At 66.5% G+C, this 22661-nt stretch carries 19 protein-coding genes and 2 tRNA genes; 12 read left to right on the top strand and 9 right to left on the bottom strand.

Annotation, left to right across the window (positions count from 1 at the left end):
- The first annotated feature begins 9 nt into the window (after positions 1 to 9).
- Positions 10 to 957 carry an acetyl-CoA carboxylase carboxyltransferase subunit alpha gene (locus JAO74_RS05110; protein WP_199035781.1) on the top strand — a complete coding sequence of 316 codons (948 nt, stop codon included), beginning with the start codon at positions 10 to 12 and terminating at the stop codon, positions 955 to 957.
- A 70-nt stretch (positions 958 to 1027) separates the two neighbouring features.
- Here JAO74_RS05110 and JAO74_RS05105 read toward each other — a convergent pair whose 3' ends face one another.
- The 3 genes from JAO74_RS05105 to JAO74_RS05095 form a co-directional block, all read right to left on the bottom strand.
- Positions 1028 to 1189, bottom strand: coding sequence for a Flp family type IVb pilin (locus JAO74_RS05105; protein WP_199035779.1), 162 nt, complete (start codon positions 1187 to 1189; stop codon positions 1028 to 1030).
- 119 nt (positions 1190 to 1308) lie between these two features.
- A complete protein-coding gene (locus JAO74_RS05100) occupies positions 1309 to 1500 on the bottom strand; it encodes a Flp family type IVb pilin (RefSeq protein ID WP_199035776.1) in 192 nt (63 codons plus the stop codon).
- Positions 1501 to 1592: 92 nt separating this feature from the next.
- Positions 1593 to 1666: transfer RNA gene (locus tag JAO74_RS05095), tRNA-Cys, on the bottom strand.
- A 292-nt stretch (positions 1667 to 1958) separates the two neighbouring features.
- On the opposite strand from JAO74_RS05095, the gene JAO74_RS05090 reads away from it, so the two are divergent.
- The 6 genes from JAO74_RS05090 to JAO74_RS05065 all read left to right on the top strand — a co-directional run bounded on the left by JAO74_RS05090 (position 1959) and on the right by JAO74_RS05065 (position 11384).
- On the top strand, positions 1959 to 2627 hold the full coding sequence (locus tag JAO74_RS05090; RefSeq protein WP_199035774.1) for a protein-L-isoaspartate O-methyltransferase family protein: 669 nt from the start codon (positions 1959 to 1961) through the stop codon (positions 2625 to 2627).
- 17 nt (positions 2628 to 2644) lie between these two features.
- Complete coding sequence (locus tag JAO74_RS05085) at positions 2645 to 4150, top strand: TolC family outer membrane protein (RefSeq protein WP_233150675.1); 1506 nt, start codon at positions 2645 to 2647, stop codon at positions 4148 to 4150.
- Between the two features lie 28 nt (positions 4151 to 4178).
- A complete protein-coding gene (locus JAO74_RS05080) occupies positions 4179 to 4739 on the top strand; it encodes a DUF2497 domain-containing protein (RefSeq protein WP_199035769.1) in 561 nt (186 codons plus the stop codon).
- A gap of 265 nt (positions 4740 to 5004) precedes the next feature.
- A complete protein-coding gene (locus tag JAO74_RS05075) occupies positions 5005 to 7041 on the top strand; it encodes a S9 family peptidase (protein ID WP_199035767.1) in 2037 nt (678 codons plus the stop codon).
- Positions 7042 to 7088: 47 nt separating this feature from the next.
- The gene (locus tag JAO74_RS05070; RefSeq protein WP_199035765.1) at positions 7089 to 9731 is read left to right on the top strand and encodes a valine--tRNA ligase; all 2643 of its coding nucleotides are present in this window, start codon (positions 7089 to 7091) and stop codon (positions 9729 to 9731) included.
- A gap of 228 nt (positions 9732 to 9959) precedes the next feature.
- The gene (locus tag JAO74_RS05065) at positions 9960 to 11384 is read left to right on the top strand and encodes an MATE family efflux transporter (RefSeq protein WP_199035763.1); all 1425 of its coding nucleotides are present in this window, start codon (positions 9960 to 9962) and stop codon (positions 11382 to 11384) included.
- Between the two features lie 121 nt (positions 11385 to 11505).
- Here the strand turns inward: JAO74_RS05065 and JAO74_RS05060 are convergent, their stop codons facing one another.
- A complete protein-coding gene (locus JAO74_RS05060) occupies positions 11506 to 12390 on the bottom strand; it encodes a diacylglycerol/lipid kinase family protein (RefSeq protein ID WP_199035760.1) in 885 nt (294 codons plus the stop codon).
- A 69-nt stretch (positions 12391 to 12459) separates the two neighbouring features.
- On the opposite strand from JAO74_RS05060, the gene hemB reads away from it, so the two are divergent.
- From hemB to JAO74_RS05045, 3 genes are read left to right on the top strand one after another with little or no spacing between them, the layout of a single operon-like run.
- Complete coding sequence (gene hemB / locus JAO74_RS05055) at positions 12460 to 13449, top strand: porphobilinogen synthase (protein ID WP_199035758.1); 990 nt, start codon at positions 12460 to 12462, stop codon at positions 13447 to 13449.
- Entirely contained in the window at positions 13446 to 13973 is a 528-nt protein-coding gene (locus JAO74_RS05050; RefSeq protein WP_199035755.1) for a GNAT family N-acetyltransferase, read from the top strand. Before hemB ends, JAO74_RS05050 begins: the two co-directional genes overlap by 4 nt.
- Entirely contained in the window at positions 13966 to 16179 is a 2214-nt protein-coding gene (locus JAO74_RS05045; RefSeq protein WP_199035753.1) for a spermidine synthase, read from the top strand. The genes JAO74_RS05050 and JAO74_RS05045 overlap by 8 nt, the downstream gene beginning before the upstream one ends.
- Here the strand turns inward: JAO74_RS05045 and JAO74_RS05040 are convergent.
- Positions 16176 to 16670 (bottom strand): hypothetical protein, encoded by a 495-nt coding sequence (locus JAO74_RS05040; protein WP_199035750.1) that lies wholly within the window; start codon positions 16668 to 16670, stop codon positions 16176 to 16178. The two genes, JAO74_RS05045 and JAO74_RS05040, sit on opposite strands and share 4 nt — an antisense overlap.
- An 82-nt stretch (positions 16671 to 16752) precedes the next feature.
- On the opposite strand from JAO74_RS05040, the gene JAO74_RS05035 reads away from it, so the two are divergent.
- Positions 16753 to 16829 (top strand) — tRNA-Arg (locus JAO74_RS05035).
- 167 nt (positions 16830 to 16996) lie between these two features.
- Here the strand turns inward: JAO74_RS05035 and JAO74_RS05030 are convergent.
- The gene (locus tag JAO74_RS05030) at positions 16997 to 18091 is read right to left on the bottom strand and encodes an acyl-CoA dehydrogenase family protein (RefSeq protein WP_199035748.1); all 1095 of its coding nucleotides are present in this window, start codon (positions 18089 to 18091) and stop codon (positions 16997 to 16999) included.
- Positions 18091 to 19287, bottom strand: a complete 1197-nt coding sequence (locus JAO74_RS05025) for an acyl-CoA dehydrogenase family protein (protein WP_199035747.1) — start codon at positions 19285 to 19287, stop codon at positions 18091 to 18093. The genes JAO74_RS05030 and JAO74_RS05025 overlap by 1 nt, the downstream gene beginning before the upstream one ends.
- 137 nt (positions 19288 to 19424) lie before the next feature.
- Here JAO74_RS05025 and JAO74_RS05020 point away from each other — a divergent pair, with 137 nt between their 5' ends.
- The gene (locus JAO74_RS05020; RefSeq protein ID WP_199035746.1) at positions 19425 to 20012 is read left to right on the top strand and encodes a hypothetical protein; all 588 of its coding nucleotides are present in this window, start codon (positions 19425 to 19427) and stop codon (positions 20010 to 20012) included.
- A 1-nt stretch (position 20013) separates the two neighbouring features.
- Here the strand turns inward: JAO74_RS05020 and JAO74_RS05015 are convergent, their stop codons facing one another.
- Both JAO74_RS05015 and cysN read right to left on the bottom strand, forming a co-directional pair.
- A complete protein-coding gene (locus tag JAO74_RS05015) occupies positions 20014 to 20751 on the bottom strand; it encodes a 3'(2'),5'-bisphosphate nucleotidase CysQ (RefSeq protein ID WP_199035745.1) in 738 nt (245 codons plus the stop codon).
- A complete protein-coding gene (gene cysN / locus JAO74_RS05010; RefSeq protein ID WP_199035744.1) occupies positions 20748 to 22661 on the bottom strand; it encodes a sulfate adenylyltransferase subunit CysN in 1914 nt (637 codons plus the stop codon). The genes JAO74_RS05015 and cysN overlap by 4 nt, the downstream gene beginning before the upstream one ends.

Here is a 22661-nt window from a genome sequence, read left to right as displayed (position 1 = left end):
CCGCCGCCGATGCCAAGTTTCCTCGACTTCGAGAAGCCGATCGCCGAGCTGCAGAGCCGGATCGACGAACTGCGTGAGACCGCCGCCGGTGGTGACGTCGACATCAGCGCCGACGTCCAGCGCCTGCAGGCCAAGTCCGACAAGCTGCTGCGCGACACCTTCGCCAAGCTGACCCCGTGGCAAAAGACGCAGGTCGCCCGTCATCCGGAACGCCCGCATTTCAAGGACTATGTCGCCGGTCTGTTCGACGAATGGCTGCCGCTCGCCGGCGACCGCGCCTTTGCGGACGATCAGGCGATCATCGGCGGCTTCGCCACCTTTCGCGGCCGCAAGATCATGGCGATCGGCCATGAAAAGGGTGAGGATACCGCCAGCCGCCTCCGCCACAATTTCGGCATGGGCAAGCCCGAGGGGTATCGCAAGGCGATCCGTCTGGTCGAACTGGCCGACCGATTCGGCCTGCCGGTGGTGACGCTGGTCGATACGTCCGGCGCCTTTCCCGGCATCCAGGCCGAGGAACGCGGTCAGGCGGAGGCGATCGCGCGTTCGACCGAGGCGTGTCTGGCCGCCGGCGTACCGGTGATCGCCGCGATCGTGGGCGAGGGCGGCTCGGGCGGCGCGGTCGCGCTGGCGGCCGGCAACCGGGTGCTGATGTTCGAACACGCGGTCTATTCGGTCATCAGCCCAGAGGGTTGCGCCTCGATTCTCTGGCGCACCGCCGACCGGGCACCCGATGCGGCCGAGGCGATGCGCGTCACAGCCCAAGATCTGAAGTCGCTCGGTATCATCGATTCGATCGTGACCGAGCCGCTCGGCGGCGCCCATCGCGCACCCGGCACCGCCATCGCCGCGCTCGGTGACGAGATCGAGCGGTCGCTCGGTGATCTGTCGTCGCTGTCCGGCCCGGAACTGCGCGCCGAACGCCGGGCGAAGTTCCTGAAGATGGGTCGGCTCTGATCCACTCAACGAAATGGGGCGGCGGACCATCGGTCCACCGCCCCATTGTTCGTAAACGCCGGTAAGGCGATTACTTCATGTTGCCGGCGACCATGTTGAAGGTCGAATTAAGCTTCGTGCCCAGGCTGGACATGGCGCCGATGGCGGCAACGGCGATCAGCGCGGCGATCAGGCCGTACTCGATGGCGGTCGCGCCCTTCTTGTTCTTGAACATGTTGCGAATCGTCTGCATTCCGGTCTCCATCGTTCGAAGCTTCAGTCACCCGGCCGAGCCGGTATTCCGGGTCAGCACCCCGTTGATAAAGGAAAGGCGGTTGACGAATACTTAAGCCGCCGCCCTTTTTATTGTAGTTACCGTGCGTTAACTACCTTGGTGCTGACATTGCCCCACATGCCGATGGTGACGCCGGCGACGTTGTTCAGCGCACCAAGCATTGCCAGCACGATCACCGCCACGATCAACCCATATTCGACGGCCGTCGCACCGCGGCGACTGTCGATCAGGCGGAACGCAAGGCGGCGAAGTGCGTGAAAGCAGGGCATGGCCCGACGATGTAGGTCGGGATGCTTAAAAAAAACCGAAGATCGACACCGATCTGGCCACCGGCCGTATCACGTGCGGACGGCACGGCATCTGGAGGCCCGACCGGGAATCGAACCCGGGTGCGAGGATTTGCAGTCCTCTACGTCACCACTCCGCCATCGGGCCTCGATGCGGGAGGGCGCAAATGAGGGGTTTTGCCGCCGCGGTCAACCACCAGATCGTTGCCGGGCGATGAACGTCGTCGTCGAGCGTCGTTCAGCGGCCGGCCGCTATGCCGTTCCTTGCGGGTTCCATCACCTTGCTCGCATCACCTTCACGGCCCGGCGGCATCGTCCGTCGGGCCGCTTCTTGTCCGGCGGCCATCATTCCCGCTTGGCGCATCCCGGCGGGCGCGGTACGTAGTCAACCTTCAACAAGTGTATTGCACGACTATAACGCTCGTGCCAGAAGGTCGGGGATGACGACAACCAGCACCGATGCCGCGAACACCGCGGTCCTGCGCCACGCCATGGTGGCCAGCCAGTTGCGGACGAACGCGGTCAGCGACGCCCGCGTCGTGACCGCGATGGCGACCGTGCCGCGCGAGGATTTCATTCCCGGCACCGAGGCCGCGCTCGTCTATCGCGACGCCGCGCTATCGCTGGGGGGCGGGCGGTTCCAGAACCCGCCGCTGGCGACCGCGCGGTTGCTGACGGAGGCCGAGATCGTTTCGCAGGATCGCGTGCTGCTGATCGGCGCGGCGACGGGCTATACCGCGGCCCTGATCGCCCGGCTGGGCGCGAAGGTGACGGCGGTGGAAAGCGACCCGGCCCTGGCGGTGATCGCCCGCACCGCGCTGGCCGGTCTGCCCGACGTCGAGGTGGTCGAAGGGCCGCTGGCACAGGGTCATGCCGCCGACGCACCCTATGACGTGCTGGTGATCGACGGCGCGGTCGAGGATCTGCCGCTGGCGTTGACCGAGCAGTTGCGGGTCGATGGCCGGATCGCGACCGGGCTGGTCGAACGCGGCGTGACGCGTCTGGCCGCCGGTCGCCGCACTGCCGGGGGGCAGGGCGTGCAGGCGTTCGTCGACGGCGAATGCGTGATCCTGCCGGGTTTCGCCCGGCCTGCCGCTTTTCGGTTCTGATCGACATGGGGGGGGGGATGTCGATCCGGGCGGTGGCGTTGGTCGGCGCTGCCCTGTTCATCACGATGCCGGCGGCGGCGGAGACGCTGCGCGAGGCCCTGCTGAAGGCCTATGCCAGCAATCCTACGATCACCGCGCAGCGCGCCAACCAGCGCGCTGTCGATGAAAACGTGCCGATCGCCCGCGCCAACGGGCTGCCCTCGCTGAACGCGACCGGGCAGGTGATCGACAACGTCGTTCAAGCGAACAACAACTTCCTGAACCCCGGTCGTCAGGCGACCGCCAATACGCAATTCACCGTGCCGCTGTTTCAGGGCGGGGCCGTCCGCAACGCGGTCTCTGCAGCGGAAACACGCGTGGCGGCGGGCGTCGCCAACCTTCGCAGCACAGAGGCGAACCTCTTCACCAACGTCGTCGCCGCGTACATGAACGTGATCCGAGACGAGGCGATCGTCGGCCTGAACACGCAGAACGTTCGCGTGCTGGACGTCAACCTTCAGGCCAGCCGCGACCGGTTTCAGGTCGGCGACCTGACTCGAACCGACGTCGCGCAGTCCGAGGCCCGACTCGCCTTGGCCCGCGCGCAGTTGCAATCGGCACAGGCGCAGCTGATCTCCAGCCGGGAGAATTACATCAACCTCGTCGGCGATGCACCGGTCGGGCTGGAACTGCCGCCGATGCTGCCCAATCTTCCCGCCACGCCTGATGCGGCGGTGACGGAGGCATTGAGCAAGAACCCGCAATTGCTGGCCGCGCGCAAGACGCGCGATGCGACGCGCTTCGATGTCGGCGTCGCGCGCGCCGGCCGGTTGCCGCGCGTGAACGCCATCGCCAGCGGCAACTATTTCAATTATCTGGGGTCGCTGCCCGCCCAGTCGACGATTCCCGGTTCCGGCACCAGCGCCACCGCCGGCCTGCAATTGACCGTGCCGCTGTTCCAGGGCGGTCGCCCCGGCGCCCAGGTGCGTCAGGCGCAGGCCCTGCAGTCGCAGGCGATCGAGAACGTCACCGCCACCGAACGCGGCATCATCTCGCAGGCGCGATCGGCCTATGCCTTCTGGCAGTCGTCGCAACAGGTGATCGCCTCGTCCGAAACCGCGGTGAACGCGAACAAGCTGTCGCTGGAGGGCGTGCGCGCCGAAAACAGCGTCGGCACGCGCACGATCATCGATATCCTGAACGCGGAACAGGAACTGCTCAACAGTCAGGTCACGCTCGTCACCGCGCGCCGCGACGCCTATGTCGCGGGCTTTGCGCTGCTGGCGGCGATGGGCGATGCCGAGGCGCGCGATCTGGGGCTGGACGGCGGTTCGCTGTACGATCCGACGATCAACTATCGCCGCGTCCGCCACAGCATCAACGACTGGGCCAGCGACAGCGAGCCGCAGCCGGTCGCATCCACGACCACCACGACGCCTGCCCAAAATGCCACAGTCACGCGGCCACTCGATCCGTTGCTCGATACGAATGTTGACAGAAGCCCTGCCTTGACCACAGGAACGGCGTCACCGAACCGCCAATAACTGGGCGGTCGCAAGGGACTAGCGGGAAATGGGGGATATGAGCGCCGAGCCGTCGATGGAGGAAATCCTGTCTTCCATCAAACGGATCATCGCCGAAGAGGGTGACGGACCGACACGGGGTCGCCGCGCAGCGCGCACGCCACCGCCGCCGGCCATTGACGAGGATGACGACGACGACACCGAGGTGCTGGAACTCAGCGATCCGATGCCATCGACGCCGTTTTTCGAGCCCGCGCCCGATCCCGTGATCGACGAGCCGGCACCGCGTCCGGAAGCCATCGCGCCGCGCGCCGCCGCCCCGGTGGCACCCGTCGCGCCGCCGGTGGCTACCCAGCCGGTCGCCCCGTCGCCCGTCGATACGATCCTGTCGTCCCGTGCGGCCGAGGCGAGCCGTAGCTCGCTCGACAGCCTGACCCGCATGATCGTCCGCTCGGACACGTCCGGCACTGGTAATGACGGCACGCTGGAAGGGCTGGTGCGCGAGATGCTGCGCCCGATGCTGCGCGACTGGCTCGATTCGCAGTTGCCCGGCATGGTCGAAAAGATGGTCGCGGCCGAGATCGCCCGGATCACCGGCCAGTCACGCTGATCCGCCATTTGGCATCGATCTCGAATGTGATGACGTCGCTTTAACCCGTCATTGCGAGCGGAGCGAGGCAACCCAGGGCGTAACGTGCTGCTCTGGGTTGCTTCGCTCGGCTCGCAATGACGGACGGGCCTGTATTACGTCATCGCGCTTCAAGCGCGGAAGGACGCGCCGTTCAGGCCCTGTCGGCTCCCGGATACGTAAGCAAAGCTAACGAAAATCTCTCTGGGCCGTTGACGCCTGCGCGCGCTGATATAGCGTCGCGACCATGAAGCATCTGTTCCTCGCCGGCGTCGCGCTTGCCACCCCCGCTACCCCCGCCATAGCCCGCCAGCTCACCATTCAGGACGTGACGATGCTGTCCCGCATCGGTGCGCCGACCGCGTCTAAGGATGGCCGCTGGCTGGTCTGGGCGCAGCGTGAAACCGACCTCGCCAACGATCGCGGCCGTTACGACCTGTGGCGGCTCGACCTGAGCAGGCGTGGCGCCGCACCGGAGAAGCTGGCGGCGGAAGCCGACGTCAATGAAAACGACCCCCAGATCGTCGGCGACACCGTGTATTTCACCTCCGACAAGGGCAGCGGCGACGGCGCCGTCTGGGCGATCCCGATCACCGGCGGTGCCGCGCGCCAGGTGACGCGCTTCGCCGGCGGCTTCGGTGGTTTCAAGGTATCGCCCGACGCCACGAAGCTCGTCATCTGGGCCGACCGCAAGCCCGGTGCGCCCAGCCTTGCCCCGCCCATGGAAAAGAAGGCCGCCGATGCCGGCTCCGGCCGCACCTATGACCGGCTGTTCGTACGCCATTGGGACACATGGGCGGACGGCACCCGCTCGCAACTGTTCGTCCTGCCACTCACCCCCGCCGGCGCGACCGGTGACGGCGTCGCGATCGAAAACGGCCTGATCGGCGACACCCCCTCCAAACCGTTCGGCGGCGCCGAAGAGGTAACGTGGAGTCCCGACGGCAGGACGATCTTCTTCGCGCTGCGTCAGGCCGGCGAGATCGAGGCGACGTCGACCAACCTCGATATATGGTCCGCCTCTACCGACGGTCAGGCCGCGCCGACCAATCTCACCGCCTCGAACAAGGCGACCGACACGCTGCCGACGCTGTCACCTGACGGCCGCAGCCTCGCCTATGTCGCGATGAAGCGTCCCGGCTTCGAGGCCGACCGGCAGGTTCTGATGATCCGCGACCTCGCGTCGGGCAGTGTCCGCGCGCTGACCGAGGGATGGGACCGCTCGGTTTCGTCCATCACCTGGGCGCTCGACGGCCGTTCGCTCCTCGTCACCGCCGACGATGTGCAGGAAACCCCGCTGTTCCGCGTCGATGCGACCAGCGGCAAGGTCACGCGCCTGACGAAGGAAGGCCATGTCTCCTCCGTCGTCGCGACGCCGAAGGGCGCGGTGATCGCCATGAACAGCCTCGTCGCACCCGACGATTTCTACAGCATCGCCGGCGCCGGCCAGCCGCAGCGCCTGACCAGCGTCAACGCCGCGAAGCTGGCCGGCATCGACATGCCGACCGTCTCCCGCTTCTCGTTCACCGGCGCCAACAACGACACCGTCCATGGCTATGCGGTGAAGCCCTATGGCAGCACCGGCAAGGTGCCCGTCGCCTTCATGGTCCATGGCGGGCCGCAGGGGTCGAGCAACAACAGCTGGTCCTATCGCTGGAACCCGGCCGTGTTCGCGGGCGCCGGCTATGGCCTCGTCGCCGTCGATTTCCACGGCTCCACCGGATACGGACAGGGCTTCACCGACGCGATCAGCAACAACTGGGGCGGCTGGCCGCTGGAGGACCTGCAAAAGGGCCTCGCCGCCGCCACCGCCAAATACACCTGGCTCGATGGCGACAAGGCGTGTGCGCTGGGCGCGTCATACGGCGGCTATATGATGAACTGGATCGAGGGCCAGTGGCCCGATCGCTTCAAATGCATCGTCCAGCACGACGGCGTCTTCGACGCGCGCGCCATGGCGTACGAGACCGAAGAGCTATGGTTCGACGAATGGGAACATGGCGGCAAGACCTATTACGAAGACCCCGCCGCGTTCGAAAAGTGGAACCCGGTCAATTTCGTCGATCGCTGGAAGACGCCGATGCTGGTCATCACCGGCGAAAAGGACTTCCGCATTCCCTACACGCAGGGGCTGGCCAGCTTCACGGCGCTCCAGCGCCGCGGCGTCCCGTCGCGCCTGCTCGTCTTCCCGAACGAGAATCACTGGGTGCTGAAGCCGAAGAACAGCCGTCAATGGTATGGCGAAGTGCTCGGCTGGATGGACAAGTGGACGAAGGCACAATGACGTCTCCCCAGCTTTCGCCTGGGAGATGGAGTGGCTAAGAGCGCGGCATGACCGAGCTTCCGAAAACCTTCGATCCCGCCGCCATCGAGCAACACTGGTACGCGCATTGGGAGGCGAACGGCCTGTTCCGCCCCGACCGGCCGGGCGCGGAGCCATGGACGATCGTCAACCCGCCGCCCAACGTCACCGGCAGCCTGCACATCGGCCACGCACTCGACAACACGTTGCAGGATATCCTGACCCGCCACGCCCGGCTGAAGGGCAAGGATGCGATGTGGGTCGTCGGCACCGATCACGCCGGCATCGCCACGCAGATGGTGGTGGAGCGCAATCTGGCGAAGGACGGCGTCAAGCGGACCGATCTCGGCCGCGACGCCTTCATTGACAAGGTCTGGGCGTGGAAGGCGGAATCGGGCGGCCAGATCACCGGCCAGCTCCGCCGCCTCGGCTGTTCGATGGACTGGGCGAACGAGCGCTTCACCATGGACGAGGGCTTCTCCGCCGCCGTCCTGAAGGTGTTCGTCGAGCTTCACAGACAGGGCCTGCTCTATCGCGACAAGCGGCTGGTGAACTGGGACGCGGGCCTCGGCACCGCGATCAGCGATCTGGAAGTCGAGACGCGCGAGATTCAGGGCAAGTTCTGGCACCTGACCTATCCGCTCGCCGATGGCAGCGGCACCATTTCGGTCGCGACTACGCGTCCCGAGACAATGCTCGCAGACATGGCCGTCGCGGTGAACCCCGCCGACGCGCGCTACACCGCGCTGATCGGTCAGATGGTCAAGCTGCCGATCACCGGTCGCCTGATCCCCATCGTCGCCGACGAACATGCCGACCCGGAACTGGGCAGCGGCGCGGTGAAGATCACCCCCGGCCATGATTTCAACGACTTCGAGGTCGGACGTCGCGCCGGGATCGAGGCGCGCGACATGCTCAACATGCTCGATGCCAGGGCGCGCATCGTCGATTGCGGCGGCGTTCCCGCCGAGTTGGTCGGCCTCGATCGGTTCGCCGCGCGCACCCGCATCGTCGAGATGCTGGAGGAAGCCGGCGCGCTGGAGCGCGTCGAGGACCGCGTTATCCAGACGCCTTATGGCGACCGCTCCGGCGTGGTCATCGAACCGTGGCTGACCGACCAATGGTATGTCGACGCCAAGACGCTGGCCCAGCCGGCAATCGAGGCCGTCCGCTCCGGTGCGATCCATCTGGTACCGAAGACATGGGAGAAGACCTTCTTCAACTGGATGGAGAACATCCAGCCCTGGTGCGTGTCGCGGCAATTGTGGTGGGGGCATCAGATTCCGGCATGGTTCGCGGACGATGGCCGGATTTTCGTCGCCGAAACCGAGGAAGAGGCACAGGCGCAGGCGGGCGAGGGCGTCTTGCTCACCCGCGATCCCGATGTCCTCGACACATGGTTCTCGTCCGCCCTCTGGCCCTTCGCCACGCTCGGCTGGCCCGAGAATAACGATGCGAGGCTCGGCGGCCGCTACCCCAACGACGTCCTGATTTCCGGCTTCGACATTCTGTTCTTCTGGAACGCCCGCATGATGATGCAGGGCATCCATTTCATGGGAGATGTGCCCTTCAAGACGCTGTATCTCCACGGTCTCGTCCGCGCTGCCGATGGCGCGAAGATGTCGAAGTCGAAGGGCAATACGGTCGATCCGCTGGGACTGATCGACAAATACGGTGCCGATGCGCTGCGCTTCTTCATGGCGGCGATGGAAAGCCAGGGCCGCGACATCAAGATGGATGAGAAGCGGGTCGAGGGGTATCGCAACTTCGCGACGAAGCTTTGGAATGCCGCACGCTTCTGCCAGTTCAACGGCATCGGCGGATCGACCACGCTGGAACCGCCCGTCGCCACCCATGCGGTGAACAAGTGGATCGTCGCCGAATGCGTCGCGACGATACAGGCGGTCGACCTCGCGCTCGCCGAATACCGCTTCGATGCCGCCGCCAACGCGATCTACCAGTTCGTCTGGAGCCGGTTTTGCGACTGGTATGTCGAGCTTATCAAGCCCGTGTCGAACGGCGAGCACCGCGGCACGATCGATGACGAGACGAAGGCCGTCGCCGGCTGGACGCTCGACCAGATACTCGTCCTGCTGCACCCGTTCATGCCGTTCATCACCGAGGAACTGTGGCATGGTCTGGCAACCCGCGATCACGACCTGATCGTTGGGCAATGGCCGATGCCGGACGCCCGCGCGCTCGATCCGGCGGCGAGCAAGGAGATCGACTGGCTGATCCGCCTCGTCTCCGAAATCCGCGCCGCCCGCACCGAACTAAACGTACCGCCGGGCGCCCGCCTGCCGCTCCATGTCCGCGATTCCGGCGACCTGACCACCGACCGGCTGGTCCGCCAACAAGCGGTCATCGCCCGTCTCGCCCGCGTCGACCTGACCGTCGGCGAATCGACCGGCGGCGCGGCACAGGTCGTCGTGGACGAGGCGACGTTCGTCCTGCCGCTCGAAGGCGTGATCGACCTCGACGCCGAACGCGCCCGCCTGACCAAGGCGATCGCGGCGGCGGAAAAGGAGCGCGACGCGCTCGGCGGCCGCCTGTCGAACGCCAGCTTCGTCGAACGCGCCAAGCCCGAAGCCGTCGAAAAGGCCCGCGCCGACCACGCCGACAAGATGGCGGAGGCCGCTCGCCTGCACGCGGCGCTGGGGCGATTGGGGTAATCCGCCAGACGATCATTACCCGTGCCCCGGCGAAGGCCGGGGCCCAGTTGGGAAAGCCGTTGTAGGTCGTTACAATCATTCGCCCAACTGGACCCCGGCCTCCGCCGGGGAACAGTGAGCGGTGTCCAAACTCTAAAACCGCACCGAACATCTGTCCTGCGGCCCCCCGATCAGGCATAGCCACACCCGATCGGGCCTCTCCCGAACCACATCAAGGCAGGAGCGGCCGTGGCGAAGCCCCAACGCGATCTCACCACCGGCCCGATCGGCAAGACGCTGATCGCCTTTGCGCTGCCGACCCTGGGATCGAACATCCTCCAGTCGCTGAACGGATCGATCAACGCGATCTGGGTCGGCCGTTTCCTGGGCGAGGATGCGCTGGCCGCAACCTCGAACGCCAATATCATCATGTTCCTGATGTTCGGCGCGGTGTTCGGCTTCGGCATGGCGGCAACGATCCTGGTCGGCCAGAGCTGGGGCCGCCGCGATGTCGAGGGCGCGCGCCGCGCCTTCGGCTCCGCGATCGGCCTCGTGCTGGTGGTGTCGTGCATCGTCGCGGTGCTCGGCTATACTTTCTCGCACGACATCCTCGTCCTGCTCGCCACGCCGGGGCCGGCCCTGCCGCTGGCGGAGGATTATCTCCGCGTCATCTTCCTCGGCCTGCCCGCGTCGATGATGATCGTCCTCATCATGATGGGCCTGCGCGGCACCGGCGATGCCATGACGCCTCTGTGGTTCATGGTGCTGGGCGTCATCCTTGACGCCGGTCTCAATCCGCTGCTCATCATCGGCATCGGCCCGTTCCCGCGGCTGGGCATCGCCGGATCGGCGCTGGCGACGCTGATCTCGGGCAGCGTCTCGGTCATCGCGCTGGCCGCCTATATCAACTGGCGCGACCTGCCGATCCGGCTGAAGGGCGCCGAACTCACCTTCGTCCGCCCCGATCCGGCACTGGTCCGCCTGATCGTGGGCAAGGGGCTGCCGATCGGCGCGCAGATGCTCGTCATTTCCGTCGCCTCGCTGGCGATGATCGGCCTCGTCAATCGGGAGGGCGTGGCGACCAGCGCGGCGTATGGCGTGACGCTGCAACTCTGGGCCTATGTCCAGATGCCCGCGCTCGCGGTGGGCGCCGCGGTCAGTGCGATGGCCGCGCAGAATATCGGCGCGAACCGGTGGGACCGGGTGGCGCAGATCACCCGTGCCGGCCTGCTCTATAATCTCGGCCTGACCGGCGTGATGATCGGTGCGGTGATCTGGTTCGACCGGACGACGCTCGGCCTGTTCCTCAGCGCCGATAGCCCCGCGATCCCGATCGCCCAGCGGATCAGCCTGATCGCGACGTGGAGCTTCCTGCTGTTCGGCGCGACGATGGTCCTGTTCGGCACCGTCCGCGCCAACGGTGCGGTATGGGGGCCGCTGCTGATCCTGTTCACCGCCATGTTCCCCGTCCGCCTCGGCCTCGCGCTGGCGCTCCGCAAGACGCTCGGTGCGGACGCCCTGTGGTGGAGCTTCCCCGCCGGCTCCGCCGCGACGCTGCTGGGCGCTACGTTCTATTATCTTTACGGTCCGTGGCGGAGAACGGCCCTGCTTGTTCCCCGGCACGGGGAGGATGGCCAGCCGCAGGCTGCTAGTGAAGTGCCGCAAAAGGCGTGAAGTATATTATTAGAATATTCAGTCAGGACACTGATAAAAAGAGCGTTTTATAGAAAAGCTCTTCGACGGAAAACCCTTCTTGGTGCGAACCAGCGCGAACTTCTATTCGCAATAAGCCCCGTCACGCCACGACCGGCGCCATCACCTCGATCACCCCCGCCGCGATCCGGGCGGTGATCGGCGTCTTGGCCAGCACCTCGCCATCGATCGAGATCGGCAGCGGCGGCTGCGTCTCGATCGTCAGTTTGGTCCCGGAAAAGCTGATCGTATCCTGATGCCGCTCCTTCATCCCGAAGAAGCTCGCCGCCCAGTTATACGCCAGCCTGCGCTTGTAATGCCCGCGCACCGCCTGAACCACGATCTCGCCCGAATCGACCGACGCCTCGTCCACCAGCCAGGTGCCGCCATGATAGGGGCCATTGGAGATGCGCACCTCCACGACCCGCATCTTGCGCTTCTTCGTCCCGTCATCGACGATCAGCGTGAACGGCCTGAACCGCGCGAACTGATATGTGGCCCAGCCCAGATAGCCGACCATGCCCAGCACCTTCTTCAATCCGTGCGGCACCGTCTCGGCGATCTGCGGGCTGATCCCCATCGCCGCGCAATTGGCGAAATAGTCGCCATCGATCATCCCCAGATCGATCCGCCGCGGCTGTCCCGTCCGCAGCACCTCGACCGCGCCATCGACGGTCAGCGGGATACCCAGCGTCCGGGCGAAGCTGTTCGCCGTCCCCAGTGGCAGCACGCCCAGGATCACGTCATGCCCGACCAGCAGGTCGACCAGCCCGCTGATCGTCCCGTCGCCGCCGCCCAGAATGACCAGATCCGGCCCGGCCGCCAGCACGTCGCGCACGGCGTTCTCCAGATCCTTCGGATTTTCGACCGCGCGCGCATCGACGTCGTACGGCAGGCCCTTCATCGCGGCGCACGCCTGCTTGAACAGCTTCTGTCCTTTGCGAGACTTTGCATTCACCACCATCGCGGCGGACTTGATCTCGCGCATTCGATACACTCCCGGAACTATCGCGCTAACGCTTGCGGGGGGCGGCGCGATCCCGCAAGGACTTAAGTCATGTCCTCCTATCCCGCGATCCGCCCCCGGCGCAGCCGCGCCACCGCCTGGAGCCGCCGTCTCCATGCCGAGAACGTGCTGACCCCCGCCGACCTGATCTGGCCATTGTTCGTGACCGGGAGGCAGGGGGTGGAGGAACCGATCGCCAGCCTGCCCGGCGTCTCGCGCTGGTCGCTCGACGGCATCGTCGCGCGGGGTCGAGAGGCCCGTGATCTCGGCATCCCCTGCATCGCGCTGTTCCCCAACACCCCCGCCCATCTCCGTTCCGAAGACGGCGCCGAGGCGCTGAACGCCGACAACCTGATGTGCCGCGCCATCCGCGCGTTGAAGGATGCGGTGCCGGAGGTCGGCGTGCTGACCGACGTCGCGCTCGATCCCTATACCACGCATGGTCATGACGGACTGGTCGATGCCGCCGGCTATGTCGTCAACGATGCCACCGCCGATCTACTGGTCCGGCAGGCGCTGGTGCAGGCGGAGGCGGGCGCCGACATCGTTGCGCCGTCCGACATGATGGACGGCCGCATCGGCATGATCCGCGATGCGCTGGAAGATGGCGGCCACGCCAACGTCCAGATCATGAGCTACGCCGCCAAATACGCCTCCGCCTTTTACGGCCCGTTCCGCGATGCGGTCGGCAGCCGTGGCCTGCTGAAGAGCGACAAGAAGACGTACCAGATGGACCCCGCCAACGCGGAAGAGGCGCTGCGCGAGGTCGCGCTCGATCTGGCCGAGGGCGCCGACAGTGTCATGGTGAAGCCGGGTCTGCCCTATCTCGATATCGTCGCGATGGTGAAACAGCGGTTCGAGGTGCCGGTCTTCGCCTATCAGGTGTCGGGCGAATACGCGATGATCGAGGCTGCGGTGGCGGTCGGTGCAGGAGATCGCGATGCGCTGGTGCTGGAGACGCTCATGGCGTTCAAGCGCGCCGGTTGCTCGGGCGTCCTGACCTATCACGCCGCCCATGCCGCCCGGTTGCTCGGCGCGTGATCGATACCGAGCGGCTGACGCTGCGCCCTTGGCAGACGGACGATCTCGACCCACTCGCCGACCTGTGCGCCGACCCGGAGGTGATGCGTCACCTCGACGGGGTCCGCAGCCGCGCCTCCGTCGCCGACTGGATGGCGACGCAGAACGATATTCAGGCCGAACGCGGCCATTGCTTCTGGGCGATGGAACGCCGCGACGACCGCCGGCTGCTCGGTTTTTGCGGCCTGCGGCTGGGCGGTGCGAAGGGTGAGCTGGAAATCGGCTGGCGACTCCGTCGCTCCGTCTGGGGTCGCGGCTATGCGCGTGAAGCCGCTGAGGCGAGTCTGGCCTGGGGCTGGGCGAACACCCGCTGCGACCGGATAGAGGGCTGGACGGTGCGCGCCAATACCGCGTCATGGGGCCTGATGATCCGGCTCGGCATGGTCCGCCGCCCCGATCTCGATTTCGACCATCCCGATTTCCCCGAGGGCCATCCGCTTCACCGCATCATCACCCACGCAGTGGAACGACACGCGCATGGCTGAAGCCGGCCCGGCACGGGCGGGATGGTGGATCGGGCGTGCGCCGTTCGTCGTGACGATCCTGACCGGCTCGTTCCTCCTGTTCCTCGTCCAGCCGATGGTCGCCCGCATGGCGCTGCCCCGGCTCGGCGGCGCACCGGCGGTGTGGAACTCGGCGATGCTGGTCTATCAGGCGTTGCTGCTCGGCGGCTATGCCTATGCCCATGCGATCGGACGGCTGCGGCCGCGGCATCAGGGGCTGGTGCATCTCGGCGTGCTGCTGATGGCGGCGCTATGGCTGCCGATCGGGCTGATGAATGCGCAACTGCCGGCGGGCGCTCAGCCGGCGCTATGGGTGCCGTGGCTGCTGGTCGGGTCGATCGGGCCGTTATTCTTCGCGGTCTCGGCACAGGCGCCGCTGGTGCAACGCTGGTTCAGCGTCGCGAGCGGCGGGCAGGACCCGTACGCGCTTTACGCCGCCTCGAACCTCGGCAGTTTTGCCGGTCTCATCGCCTATCCGCTGATTGTCGAGCCGGCCTTGCCCGTCCATGCGCAGAGTCTGTTGTGGAGCGGCGGCTATGTGTTGCTGGCCGTTCTGGTGCTGGTGTGCATCACGATGCTGCCCCGCCGCGAACCGCTCGTCACGGTCGCATCGCGGGCAAGCATCGCGCCGGATCGCCGGCAGGTGGCGCACTGGATCGTGCTGGCGCTGGTGCCGTCCGGCCTGATGCTGGCGACGTCTACCTATATCACGACCGACATCGTCGCGATGCCGCTGTTATGGGTGCTGCCGCTGGGTCTGTACCTGCTGAGCTTCACCGTCGCCTTCGCCGAGCGTCGCGACGTGGCCGACTTCATCACCCGCGTCGCGCCGATCACCATCCTGTTGTTCGGCGGCATCATCATGGGCGGGTATCAGCAACGCCCCGTGGTCAACCTGATGATCGCGCTGATGTTGCTGTTCGTGGCCTCGGTCGCGCTGCATACGCTGATGTACCGGCGGCGACCGGCACCCGACCGGTTGACAGGCTTCTATCTTGCCATGTCGACCGGCGGCGCGCTGGGCGGTGTCTTCGCCGGGCTGATCGCGCCGGTGGTGTTCGACTGGACCTATGAATTTCCGCTGCTGATCCTGGCGGCGGGCATGCTGGTACCGCAGATCTATTTGCTCGCCAGTCTCCGCAACCTGTGGTTGGGGCCGCATCGCCGCTATGCGCTGGCCGCGGTGATCGCCGCGCTGGCGTTGCTCTTCGCGATCGCATTCGCCACGCCCGATGGCCTGTCGGGCAATAGCGCGCAGGGGCTGCTCTTCCTCGTCATTGCCGCCGCCGGACTGGCGGCGATCGGTACGAAGCCCGCCTATCTGGCCGTGCTGGCCAGCGCCCTGATCCTGTTCGGTGGCTATCGATCGCTGGCGCTGTCGATCGAGCCGGGTGCGCGGGTCCGCAGCTATTTCGGCGTGTACACCGTGCGCGACGGCACCGGTCTTCGCGAGCTGGACCACGGCACCACCGTCCATGGCATCCAGTTGCGCGGCAGCGTGGAGCGGGAGCGGACGCCGACGACCTATTACGCGCCCGGCTCCGGCGTCGGGCAGGCGATGCTGGCGCTGCCCCGGCTATATGGCCCGCACGCCCGCGTCGGCGTGGTCGGTCTGGGGACGGGAACGCTGTCCTGCTACGCCCGCGCCGGACAGGACTGGCGCTTCTACGAGATCGATCCGGCGGTGATCCATATCGCGCGCGACACCGGTCAGTTCACCTACCTCTCTCGTTGTCTGCCGAACCCGGTCATCCGGCTGGGTGACGCGCGGATCAGCTTGGAGAACGAGCCGTCGAACAGCCTCGACCTGCTGGCGCTCGACGCGTTTTCATCCGACGCGGTGCCGATGCATCTGATGACGCGGGAGGCGTTCGTCACCTACGCTCGCGTGCTGGGTCCGCGTGGGCTGCTGCTGGTCCATATCTCGAACCGCTTCCTCGATCTGGAACCCGTCGTCGCCGCCGTGGCGCGCGAGGACGGCTGGCACGCGGCGCAGTTCCATCATCGGCCATCCGCGTTGCAGGCGGATGCGTCCACCTCGGTCTGGATCGCCCTGTCGCGCGATCCGGCACTGCTGGCGGCGTTCACCGCCGGCGACCCGGACTGGACGGCGCTGCGGACCCGGCCCGGTCTGGCGGCATGGACCGACGATTATTCCAGCTTCCTGCCGCTGCTAAAGGATTTCTAGGCGGCCGGCAGCGACGCCTGAATACGGCCGATCACGCCATCCTGCCGCGTCGCCTCCGCCGTGGCGGCCTGTTGCATCGCATCCACGCCGGGATATTCAGGCGCCAGCGTCGCCGCCCGGTCGCTCGCCAACTGGCTGGCGTCGCTCGCCAGCGTCGATGCCTGCGCGCGCCATTCGTCGAGCGCCGCGAGCGCGGTCTGCGCGGTCAGCCATGGATCGCTGCCCACCGGCCGCCCCCGCGCGGCGGCGGCGGCCCGCTCGGCCCGCGCGGCATCGGCATCGAATCCCGAAACGATCGCGCGCAGCTTCGCCGTCATGCCGGCGAGCGTCGCATCGAGCGCCGGATCGGACTTGGCCACGGTTGGCGGTGGTGGCGTCGGCTCGGCGAACCCGACCTTCTCCGTCGGCCGGATGGCGAGCGACGGATAGGTGCCACGGTCTCCGGCGCAGCCCGACAGCGCCAGAACAACGATCAATGCGACTTTTTTCATGTTTCGGCCCTACGATCCTCACTTTTCCGGCGCAACGCTCTTGCGCGGTCGCCGAACACTGCTAAGAGCGCACCTCCACCGGGCGCCCGTAGCTCAGCTGGATAGAGCATCAGACTACGAATCTGAGGGTCGGACGTTCGAATCGTTCCGGGCGCACCACCATCCCATTGGGATGGAATGGAAAAATTCAGGCCGGTGTGGCGACACACCGGCCTGATTTCGTTTCTGCCCGTCCCCGTTGACGGCTTTCCGGCCAGCGTCGCTCTACTGATAGACACGCGCCGATCGACCGGCTCAGGCGACACCGTCGCCCAAGCCGGCGCCGGTCACGCAGCGCGACCCAGCGCGATATAGCGTTGCAGATGCTCGTCCTGATCGCCCAGTTGCCCGTCGATCATCGTGATCCGCTTGGCATAATGGGACAGCGGCAGCTCCCACGTCATGCCGATGCCGCCGTGCAACTGGATCGCCTCTTCGGCCACCAGTTGGCCGGTCGCACCGATCGTGTATTTCGCCGCGGACAGCGCGCGATCGGCGGTCTCGCCGCCAAAGGCATCGGCCGCATTGATGACGGCGGAGCGCGCCTGTTCGATCTCCAGCAGAACCGTCGCGATCCGGTGTTGCAGCGCCTGGAACTTGCCGATCGGCACCCCGAACTGCTTGCGGGTCTGGAGGTAATCGATCGTCGCCGACTTCGCGATTTCCATCGCGCCCAGCGCCTCGGCCGACAAGGCGAGCAGCCCGGCCGCCTCCGCCGCGGCGATCGCCGCCGTGCCGTCATCGGCCACCCGTGCCGATACCTCGACCCGGACGTCCTTCAACGACACCTCCGCCGACCGGCCGCCATCGACATTCGCATAGCCGTGCAGTTGCACGCCGGCTGCGTCGGCCGGGACCAGGAACAGGGAAGGTCCCGCATCGGTCTGCGCCGACACCAGCAACCGGTCGGCCGCCTCCGCCTGCACGACCACCGCCTTCGCACCATTCAACACCCAGCTATCGCCGTCGGCCGTCGCGCGCGTCGCGAGCGGATCGCCGGTGGCGCGGTCCTGCGGTTCGGCATGGGCAAAGGCGACGATCGTCGTGCCGGCGATGATTTCCTCCAGCTCGGCCGTGCGCCCGGATACTGCCAGCGCCCGCCCGGCCATCAGCGTGCCGAGGAACGGTTCGACCGCCAGCGCCCGGCCGATCTCCTCGAACACCACCATGATGTCGAAGCCGCCACCGCCGAAGCCGCCGACATCCTCGCCGAACAGCGCGCCGATCACGCCCAGTTCGGCCAGCCCCCGCCACACATCGGGGCTATAGCCGGTCTCGCCATACGCCGCCTTGTTGCGCGCCTCGATCGGCGCCCGCTCCGCCAGAAAACGACGCAGCGTGTCGGCGAGCATCTGCCGGTCTTCGGAATGCTGGAAATCCATCAGAGCCCCACGATCATTTTGGAAATGATGTTCTTCTGCACCTCGTTCGACCCGCCGAAGATCGAGAGCTTGCGATAGTTGAAATAGGTCGGCGCGGCGGACCCCGCGTCCTCCGGCCCCACCGGTTCGCCGTTATAGCCATCCTCCAGCGCCTCCGGAATAAAGGGCTGGGCATAGGGGCCATAGGCGCGACGGGTGAGGGCGGTGATCGCCTGGCGGATTTCGGTGCCCTTGATCTTCAACATCGAGCTTTCCGCGCCCGGTGCGCCTCCGTTCGCCGCCGCCGCGATGACGCGCATGTTGGTCGTCGCCATATTGGCGAGGTCGATCTCGATCCGGGCCAGCCGGGCCGCGAACAATGGATCGTCCGCCAGCGGTCGGCCACCGCGCGTCAACAGACCGGCGATCGATTTCAGCCGGTCGAACGCTGCGATCGACGATCCGACGCCGGCGATATTCGTACGCTCATAGGTCAGGAGGTATTTGGCATAGGTCCAGCCCTTGTTCTCCTCGCCGACCAGATTGGCCACCGGCACGCGCACGTCGGTGAAGAACACCTCGTTCACCTCCGGATCGCCATCCAGCAGCACGATCGGCCGCACCTCGATGCCGGGGCTCTTCATGTCGATCAGCAGGAACGAGATGCCCTCCTGCGCCTTCGCGGTCGGATCGGTGCGGACGAGGCAGAAGATCCAGTCGGCATATTGGCCCAGCGTCGTCCACGTCTTCTGCCCGTTGACGACATAATGGTCGCCATCGCGCACCGCGCTGGTCTTCAGGCTGGCGAGGTCCGATCCCGCGCCGGGTTCGGAATATCCCTGACACCACCAGTCGGTGCCGTCGAGAATACGCGGCAGGATGCGCTGGCACTGCTCGTCCGATCCGTATTTGATGAGCACCGGCCCCAGCATGTTGACCCCGAACGGCACGATGCGCGGCGCATTCGCACGGGCGCTTTCGTCCTCGAAGATCGATCGCTGCACCACCGTCCAGCCGGGGCCGCCATGGCGTTCGGGCCAATGGCTCGCCAGCCAGCCCTTGGCGTGGAGGATGCCGTGCCATTCCTCCATGTCCGCCTTGGTCATCGCCAGTCCATGTTTCACCTTCCGCGACAGATGCGCGGGCAGCTTGTCGGCGAGGAAAGCGCGTACCTCATCACGGAAAGCCTCTTCCTCAGGCGTAAAGCGCAGGTCCATCACTCTCTCCGATATGTTCTGTCGCAAGAGATAACATCCACGAGATCGACCGCAAGCCCGACATCGAAAAAGCATACCCGATCTTCGATAACGATCTTTTCATTGACCGATTGCGAAACGCATCGGAGGCGGGCAGGATGTCCGCACCGGACCCCGGCGCCACGATCGTGGCGCCCCCGGTCCGGGAGATCGCATTGAACGATATGCAGGCAAGCGCCGGCGCCGATCGGCGTGGCGAAACGGCGGAGGCGCCGGGCAGCGCCATCGTGCTGGGCGCGACCGGGCGCGTCGGCAGCGCCTTTGCAACACGCCTGCGCCGGGACGGTTTTCTCGTGCTGACCGACCCGGTCGATCCCGCGATGATCGCCCGGACGGCGTCACCGACCTATCTGTTCGATTGCGCTTATGGCGATGGCGAGGCGGAGTCGCATGTCGAACGTGTGACGGGGCATCTGCGCCACTGGCGTCGTTACGTCGGGGTATTCCTGCCGTCGTCGGCGTGGATCGACGGCGATCACAGCTATGGCCGGTCGAAACGGGTGATCGAGGCGCTGGCCGATTTCTACAATGGGATCGGCGCGCATGTCGTGACCGACCGGATCGGCTATTTTCCGGGCGACGGCGTCATGGCCGACCCGACCGATCCGATGATCGACCTGCTGGTGGACGGCGAGACGCTCTATCGCCGGGTGATGGCGCGGATGCTGGAACGCATGCCCATCTAACTCAGCCGCGCGCCTCGGCGATCGTGGCCAGCACCTGCGTCGCCAGTTCCGGCCGACAGATCAGCAGATCGGGCAGCAACGGGTCCGCACAGTTATAGACCAGCGGACTGCCGTCGATCCGCGACGCATGCAGCCCGGCGGCAAGCGCCACGGCGGCGGGGGCGCAATTGTCCCATTCATACTGGCCGCCCTCGTGCAGATAGATATCGGCGCGGCCATCGACGACCGCCATCGCCTTCGCCCCGGCCGATCCCATGCCGATCATTTCGGCATCCAGCGCGACGCCGACGTCATGGGCGATATCGGGGCAACGCGATCGGCTGACGACGACGCGCAGGCGATCCTGCAACGGCGCCAGCGCGGCATGGGCATGGTCGGTGCACCACACCCGGTCCAGTTCGGGCACGGCCACCGCCCCCACTGATGGCCGGCCGTCGACCGCCAGGCCGATATGCACCGCCCAGTCGGCCAGTCCGCCGGCATATTCCTTCGTGCCGTCCAGCGGATCGACGATCCATACCCGCCGCGCACCGCAACGGCGACGATCGTCGATGCTCTCTTCGGACAGTACGAAATCGTCCGGGCGTTCGGCGGCGAGGCGCGCGAGGATCAGCCGGTTCGCCTCCGCATCGCCACGATCGCCCAGCGCCTTGCCGGCCTCGCGTCCTTCGGCCCGGATCGCCTTCAGCAATATCCCCGCCTCGCGGGCGATCACGGCGGCCAGTGCGGTGTCGGTCAAAGGTCGGGGCTCCAGATGCCGATCACATGCTCCACGATCCGCTCGGCTGCCGTTTCCGGCGTCTCGCGCGTCGTGTCGATGCGGATATCCGGCCGGGCAGGCGCTTCGTACGGGCTGGAGATGCCGGTGAAATCGGCGATCTGGCCGGCTCGCGCCTTGGCATACAGCCCCTTCACGTCACGCGCCTCCGCCACGGCCAGCGGGGTATCGACAAAGATTTCGACGAATTCCCCGACCGGCAACATGCCGCGCACCATGTCACGTTCGGCGCGGAAGGGCGAGATGAAGGCGGTGAGGACGATCAGCCCCGCATCCGCCATCAACCGCGCCACCTCTCCCACCCGCCGGACATTTTCGATCCGCCCGGCCTCGGAGAAATCGAGATCGCGGTTCAAACCGTGGCGGATATTATCGCCGTCGAGCAGGAAGCTGTGGCGGCCGAGTGCGTGCAGTTTCCGTTCGACCAGATTGGCGATCGTCGACTTGCCCGATCCGGACAGGCCGGTGAACCACAGCACGCGCGGGCTCTGTCCCTTCTGGGACGCATGCGCCTCGCGCGTCACGTCGATCGACTGCCAGTGGACATCGCCCGAGCGGCGCAGCGCCTGATCGATCATCCCCGCTGCGACGGTCGCGTTGGTCGCGCGGTCGATCAGGATGAAGCCACCCAGATCGACGCCATCGGCATAGGGTTCGAACACGATCTGGCGGTCGCAATAGACCTCGGCCACGCCGATATCGTTCAGTTCCAGCGTGGTGGCCGACAATTCGGCCTGCGTATTCACGTCGATCACGTAGCGGGGCGGCTGGACGGTCGCGTTGACCATCTGCGTGCCGAGTTTCAGCCAGTAACCGCGACCCTGCACCATTGGCTGGTCGGCCAGCCAGACGATCGTCGCGACGAACTGGTCGGCGATCGCCGGGGGGCTGTCGGCGGCGGCGATCACGTCGCCGCGCGAGCAATCGACCTCGTCCGCCAGCGTCACCGTCACCGCCTCGCCGGCCACCGCCCGGGTGCGCTCGCCGTCCGCACCGATGATCCGCGCCACCTGCGTGGTGCGGCCCGACGGGACGATGCGGACCCGCTCGCCGACGCTGACCGATCCGGCCGCGATCATGCCGGCGAACCCGCGAAAGTCCAGATCGGGCCGGTTGACCCATTGCACCGGCAGGCGGAACGGCCGCGTCGCCGCGCGATCGGTATCGACCGGCACGACCTCCAGATGCTGGAGCAGCGTCGGCCCCGCATACCAGGGCATGGCATCGGCGCGTTCGGTCACGTTCGCGCCGGTCAGGCCTGACAGCGGAATGGCGGTGAAGCGGTCGATGCCGATCGAGGCGGCAAAGGCGCGATATTCCTCGACGATGCTGTCGAACACGGACTGGTCGTAGCCGACCAGATCCATCTTGTTCACCGCCAGCACGATCTCACGGATACCGACGAGGTTCGCCAGATAGCTGTGCCGCCGCGTCTGGGTCAGCACGCCCTTGCGCGCATCGATCAGGATGACGGCGCAGTCGGCGGTCGAGGCGCCCGTCACCATGTTGCGGGTATATTGTTCGTGGCCGGGCGTGTCGGCGACGATGAATTTGCGTCGCTCGGTCGCGAAGAAGCGATAGGCGACGTCGATCGTGATGCCCTGCTCGCGCTCGGCTGTCAGGCCGTCGACCAGCAACGCGAAATCGATATTCGTCCCTTGCGTGCCGACCCGCGCCGAATCCGCCTCCAGCGCCGCCAGCTGATCCTCGAAGATCGCGCGCGAATCGTACAGCAGGCGGCCGATCAGCGTCGACTTGCCGTCGTCCACCGACCCGCAGGTGATGAAGCGCAGCATCGTCTTGGCGGCGTGGCCCGCCAGATAGGCGTCGATATCCTCGGCGACGAGCGCATCGGGGCGATAGGCCGTCAT

The organism is Sphingomonas mollis (genome assembly GCF_016427505.1).
GTDB classification, from domain to species: Bacteria; Pseudomonadota; Alphaproteobacteria; order Sphingomonadales; family Sphingomonadaceae; genus Sphingomonas; species Sphingomonas mollis.
The sequence above is the reverse complement of the archived record's forward strand: the minus strand, read 5'-3'. Positions and strand labels throughout refer to the sequence as shown.

Bases quoted from the DNA above. Each gene is read 5' to 3' on its own strand.
- JAO74_RS05110 (WP_199035781.1), top strand. From the start codon at position 10: ATGCCAAGTTTCCTCGACTTCGAGAAGCCGATCGCCGAGCTGCAGAGC.
- JAO74_RS05105 (WP_199035779.1), bottom strand. From the start codon at position 1,189: ATGCAGACGATTCGCAACATGTTCAAGAACAAGAAGGGCGCGACCGCC.
- JAO74_RS05100 (WP_199035776.1), bottom strand. From the start codon at position 1,500: ATGCCCTGCTTTCACGCACTTCGCCGCCTTGCGTTCCGCCTGATCGAC.
- JAO74_RS05090 (WP_199035774.1), top strand. From the start codon at position 1,959: ATGACGACAACCAGCACCGATGCCGCGAACACCGCGGTCCTGCGCCAC.
- JAO74_RS05085 (WP_233150675.1), top strand. From the start codon at position 2,645: ATGTCGATCCGGGCGGTGGCGTTGGTCGGCGCTGCCCTGTTCATCACG.
- JAO74_RS05080 (WP_199035769.1), top strand. From the start codon at position 4,179: ATGGGGGATATGAGCGCCGAGCCGTCGATGGAGGAAATCCTGTCTTCC.
- JAO74_RS05075 (WP_199035767.1), top strand. From the start codon at position 5,005: ATGAAGCATCTGTTCCTCGCCGGCGTCGCGCTTGCCACCCCCGCTACC.
- JAO74_RS05070 (WP_199035765.1), top strand. From the start codon at position 7,089: ATGACCGAGCTTCCGAAAACCTTCGATCCCGCCGCCATCGAGCAACAC.
- JAO74_RS05060 (WP_199035760.1), bottom strand. From the start codon at position 12,390: ATGCGCGAGATCAAGTCCGCCGCGATGGTGGTGAATGCAAAGTCTCGC.
- hemB (WP_199035758.1), top strand. From the start codon at position 12,460: ATGTCCTCCTATCCCGCGATCCGCCCCCGGCGCAGCCGCGCCACCGCC.
- JAO74_RS05045 (WP_199035753.1), top strand. From the start codon at position 13,966: ATGGCTGAAGCCGGCCCGGCACGGGCGGGATGGTGGATCGGGCGTGCG.
- JAO74_RS05040 (WP_199035750.1), bottom strand. From the start codon at position 16,670: ATGAAAAAAGTCGCATTGATCGTTGTTCTGGCGCTGTCGGGCTGCGCC.
- JAO74_RS05030 (WP_199035748.1), bottom strand. From the start codon at position 18,091: ATGGATTTCCAGCATTCCGAAGACCGGCAGATGCTCGCCGACACGCTG.
- JAO74_RS05025 (WP_199035747.1), bottom strand. From the start codon at position 19,287: ATGGACCTGCGCTTTACGCCTGAGGAAGAGGCTTTCCGTGATGAGGTA.
- JAO74_RS05020 (WP_199035746.1), top strand. From the start codon at position 19,425: ATGTCCGCACCGGACCCCGGCGCCACGATCGTGGCGCCCCCGGTCCGG.
- cysN (WP_199035744.1), bottom strand. From the start codon at position 22,661: ATGACGGCCTATCGCCCCGATGCGCTCGTCGCCGAGGATATCGACGCC.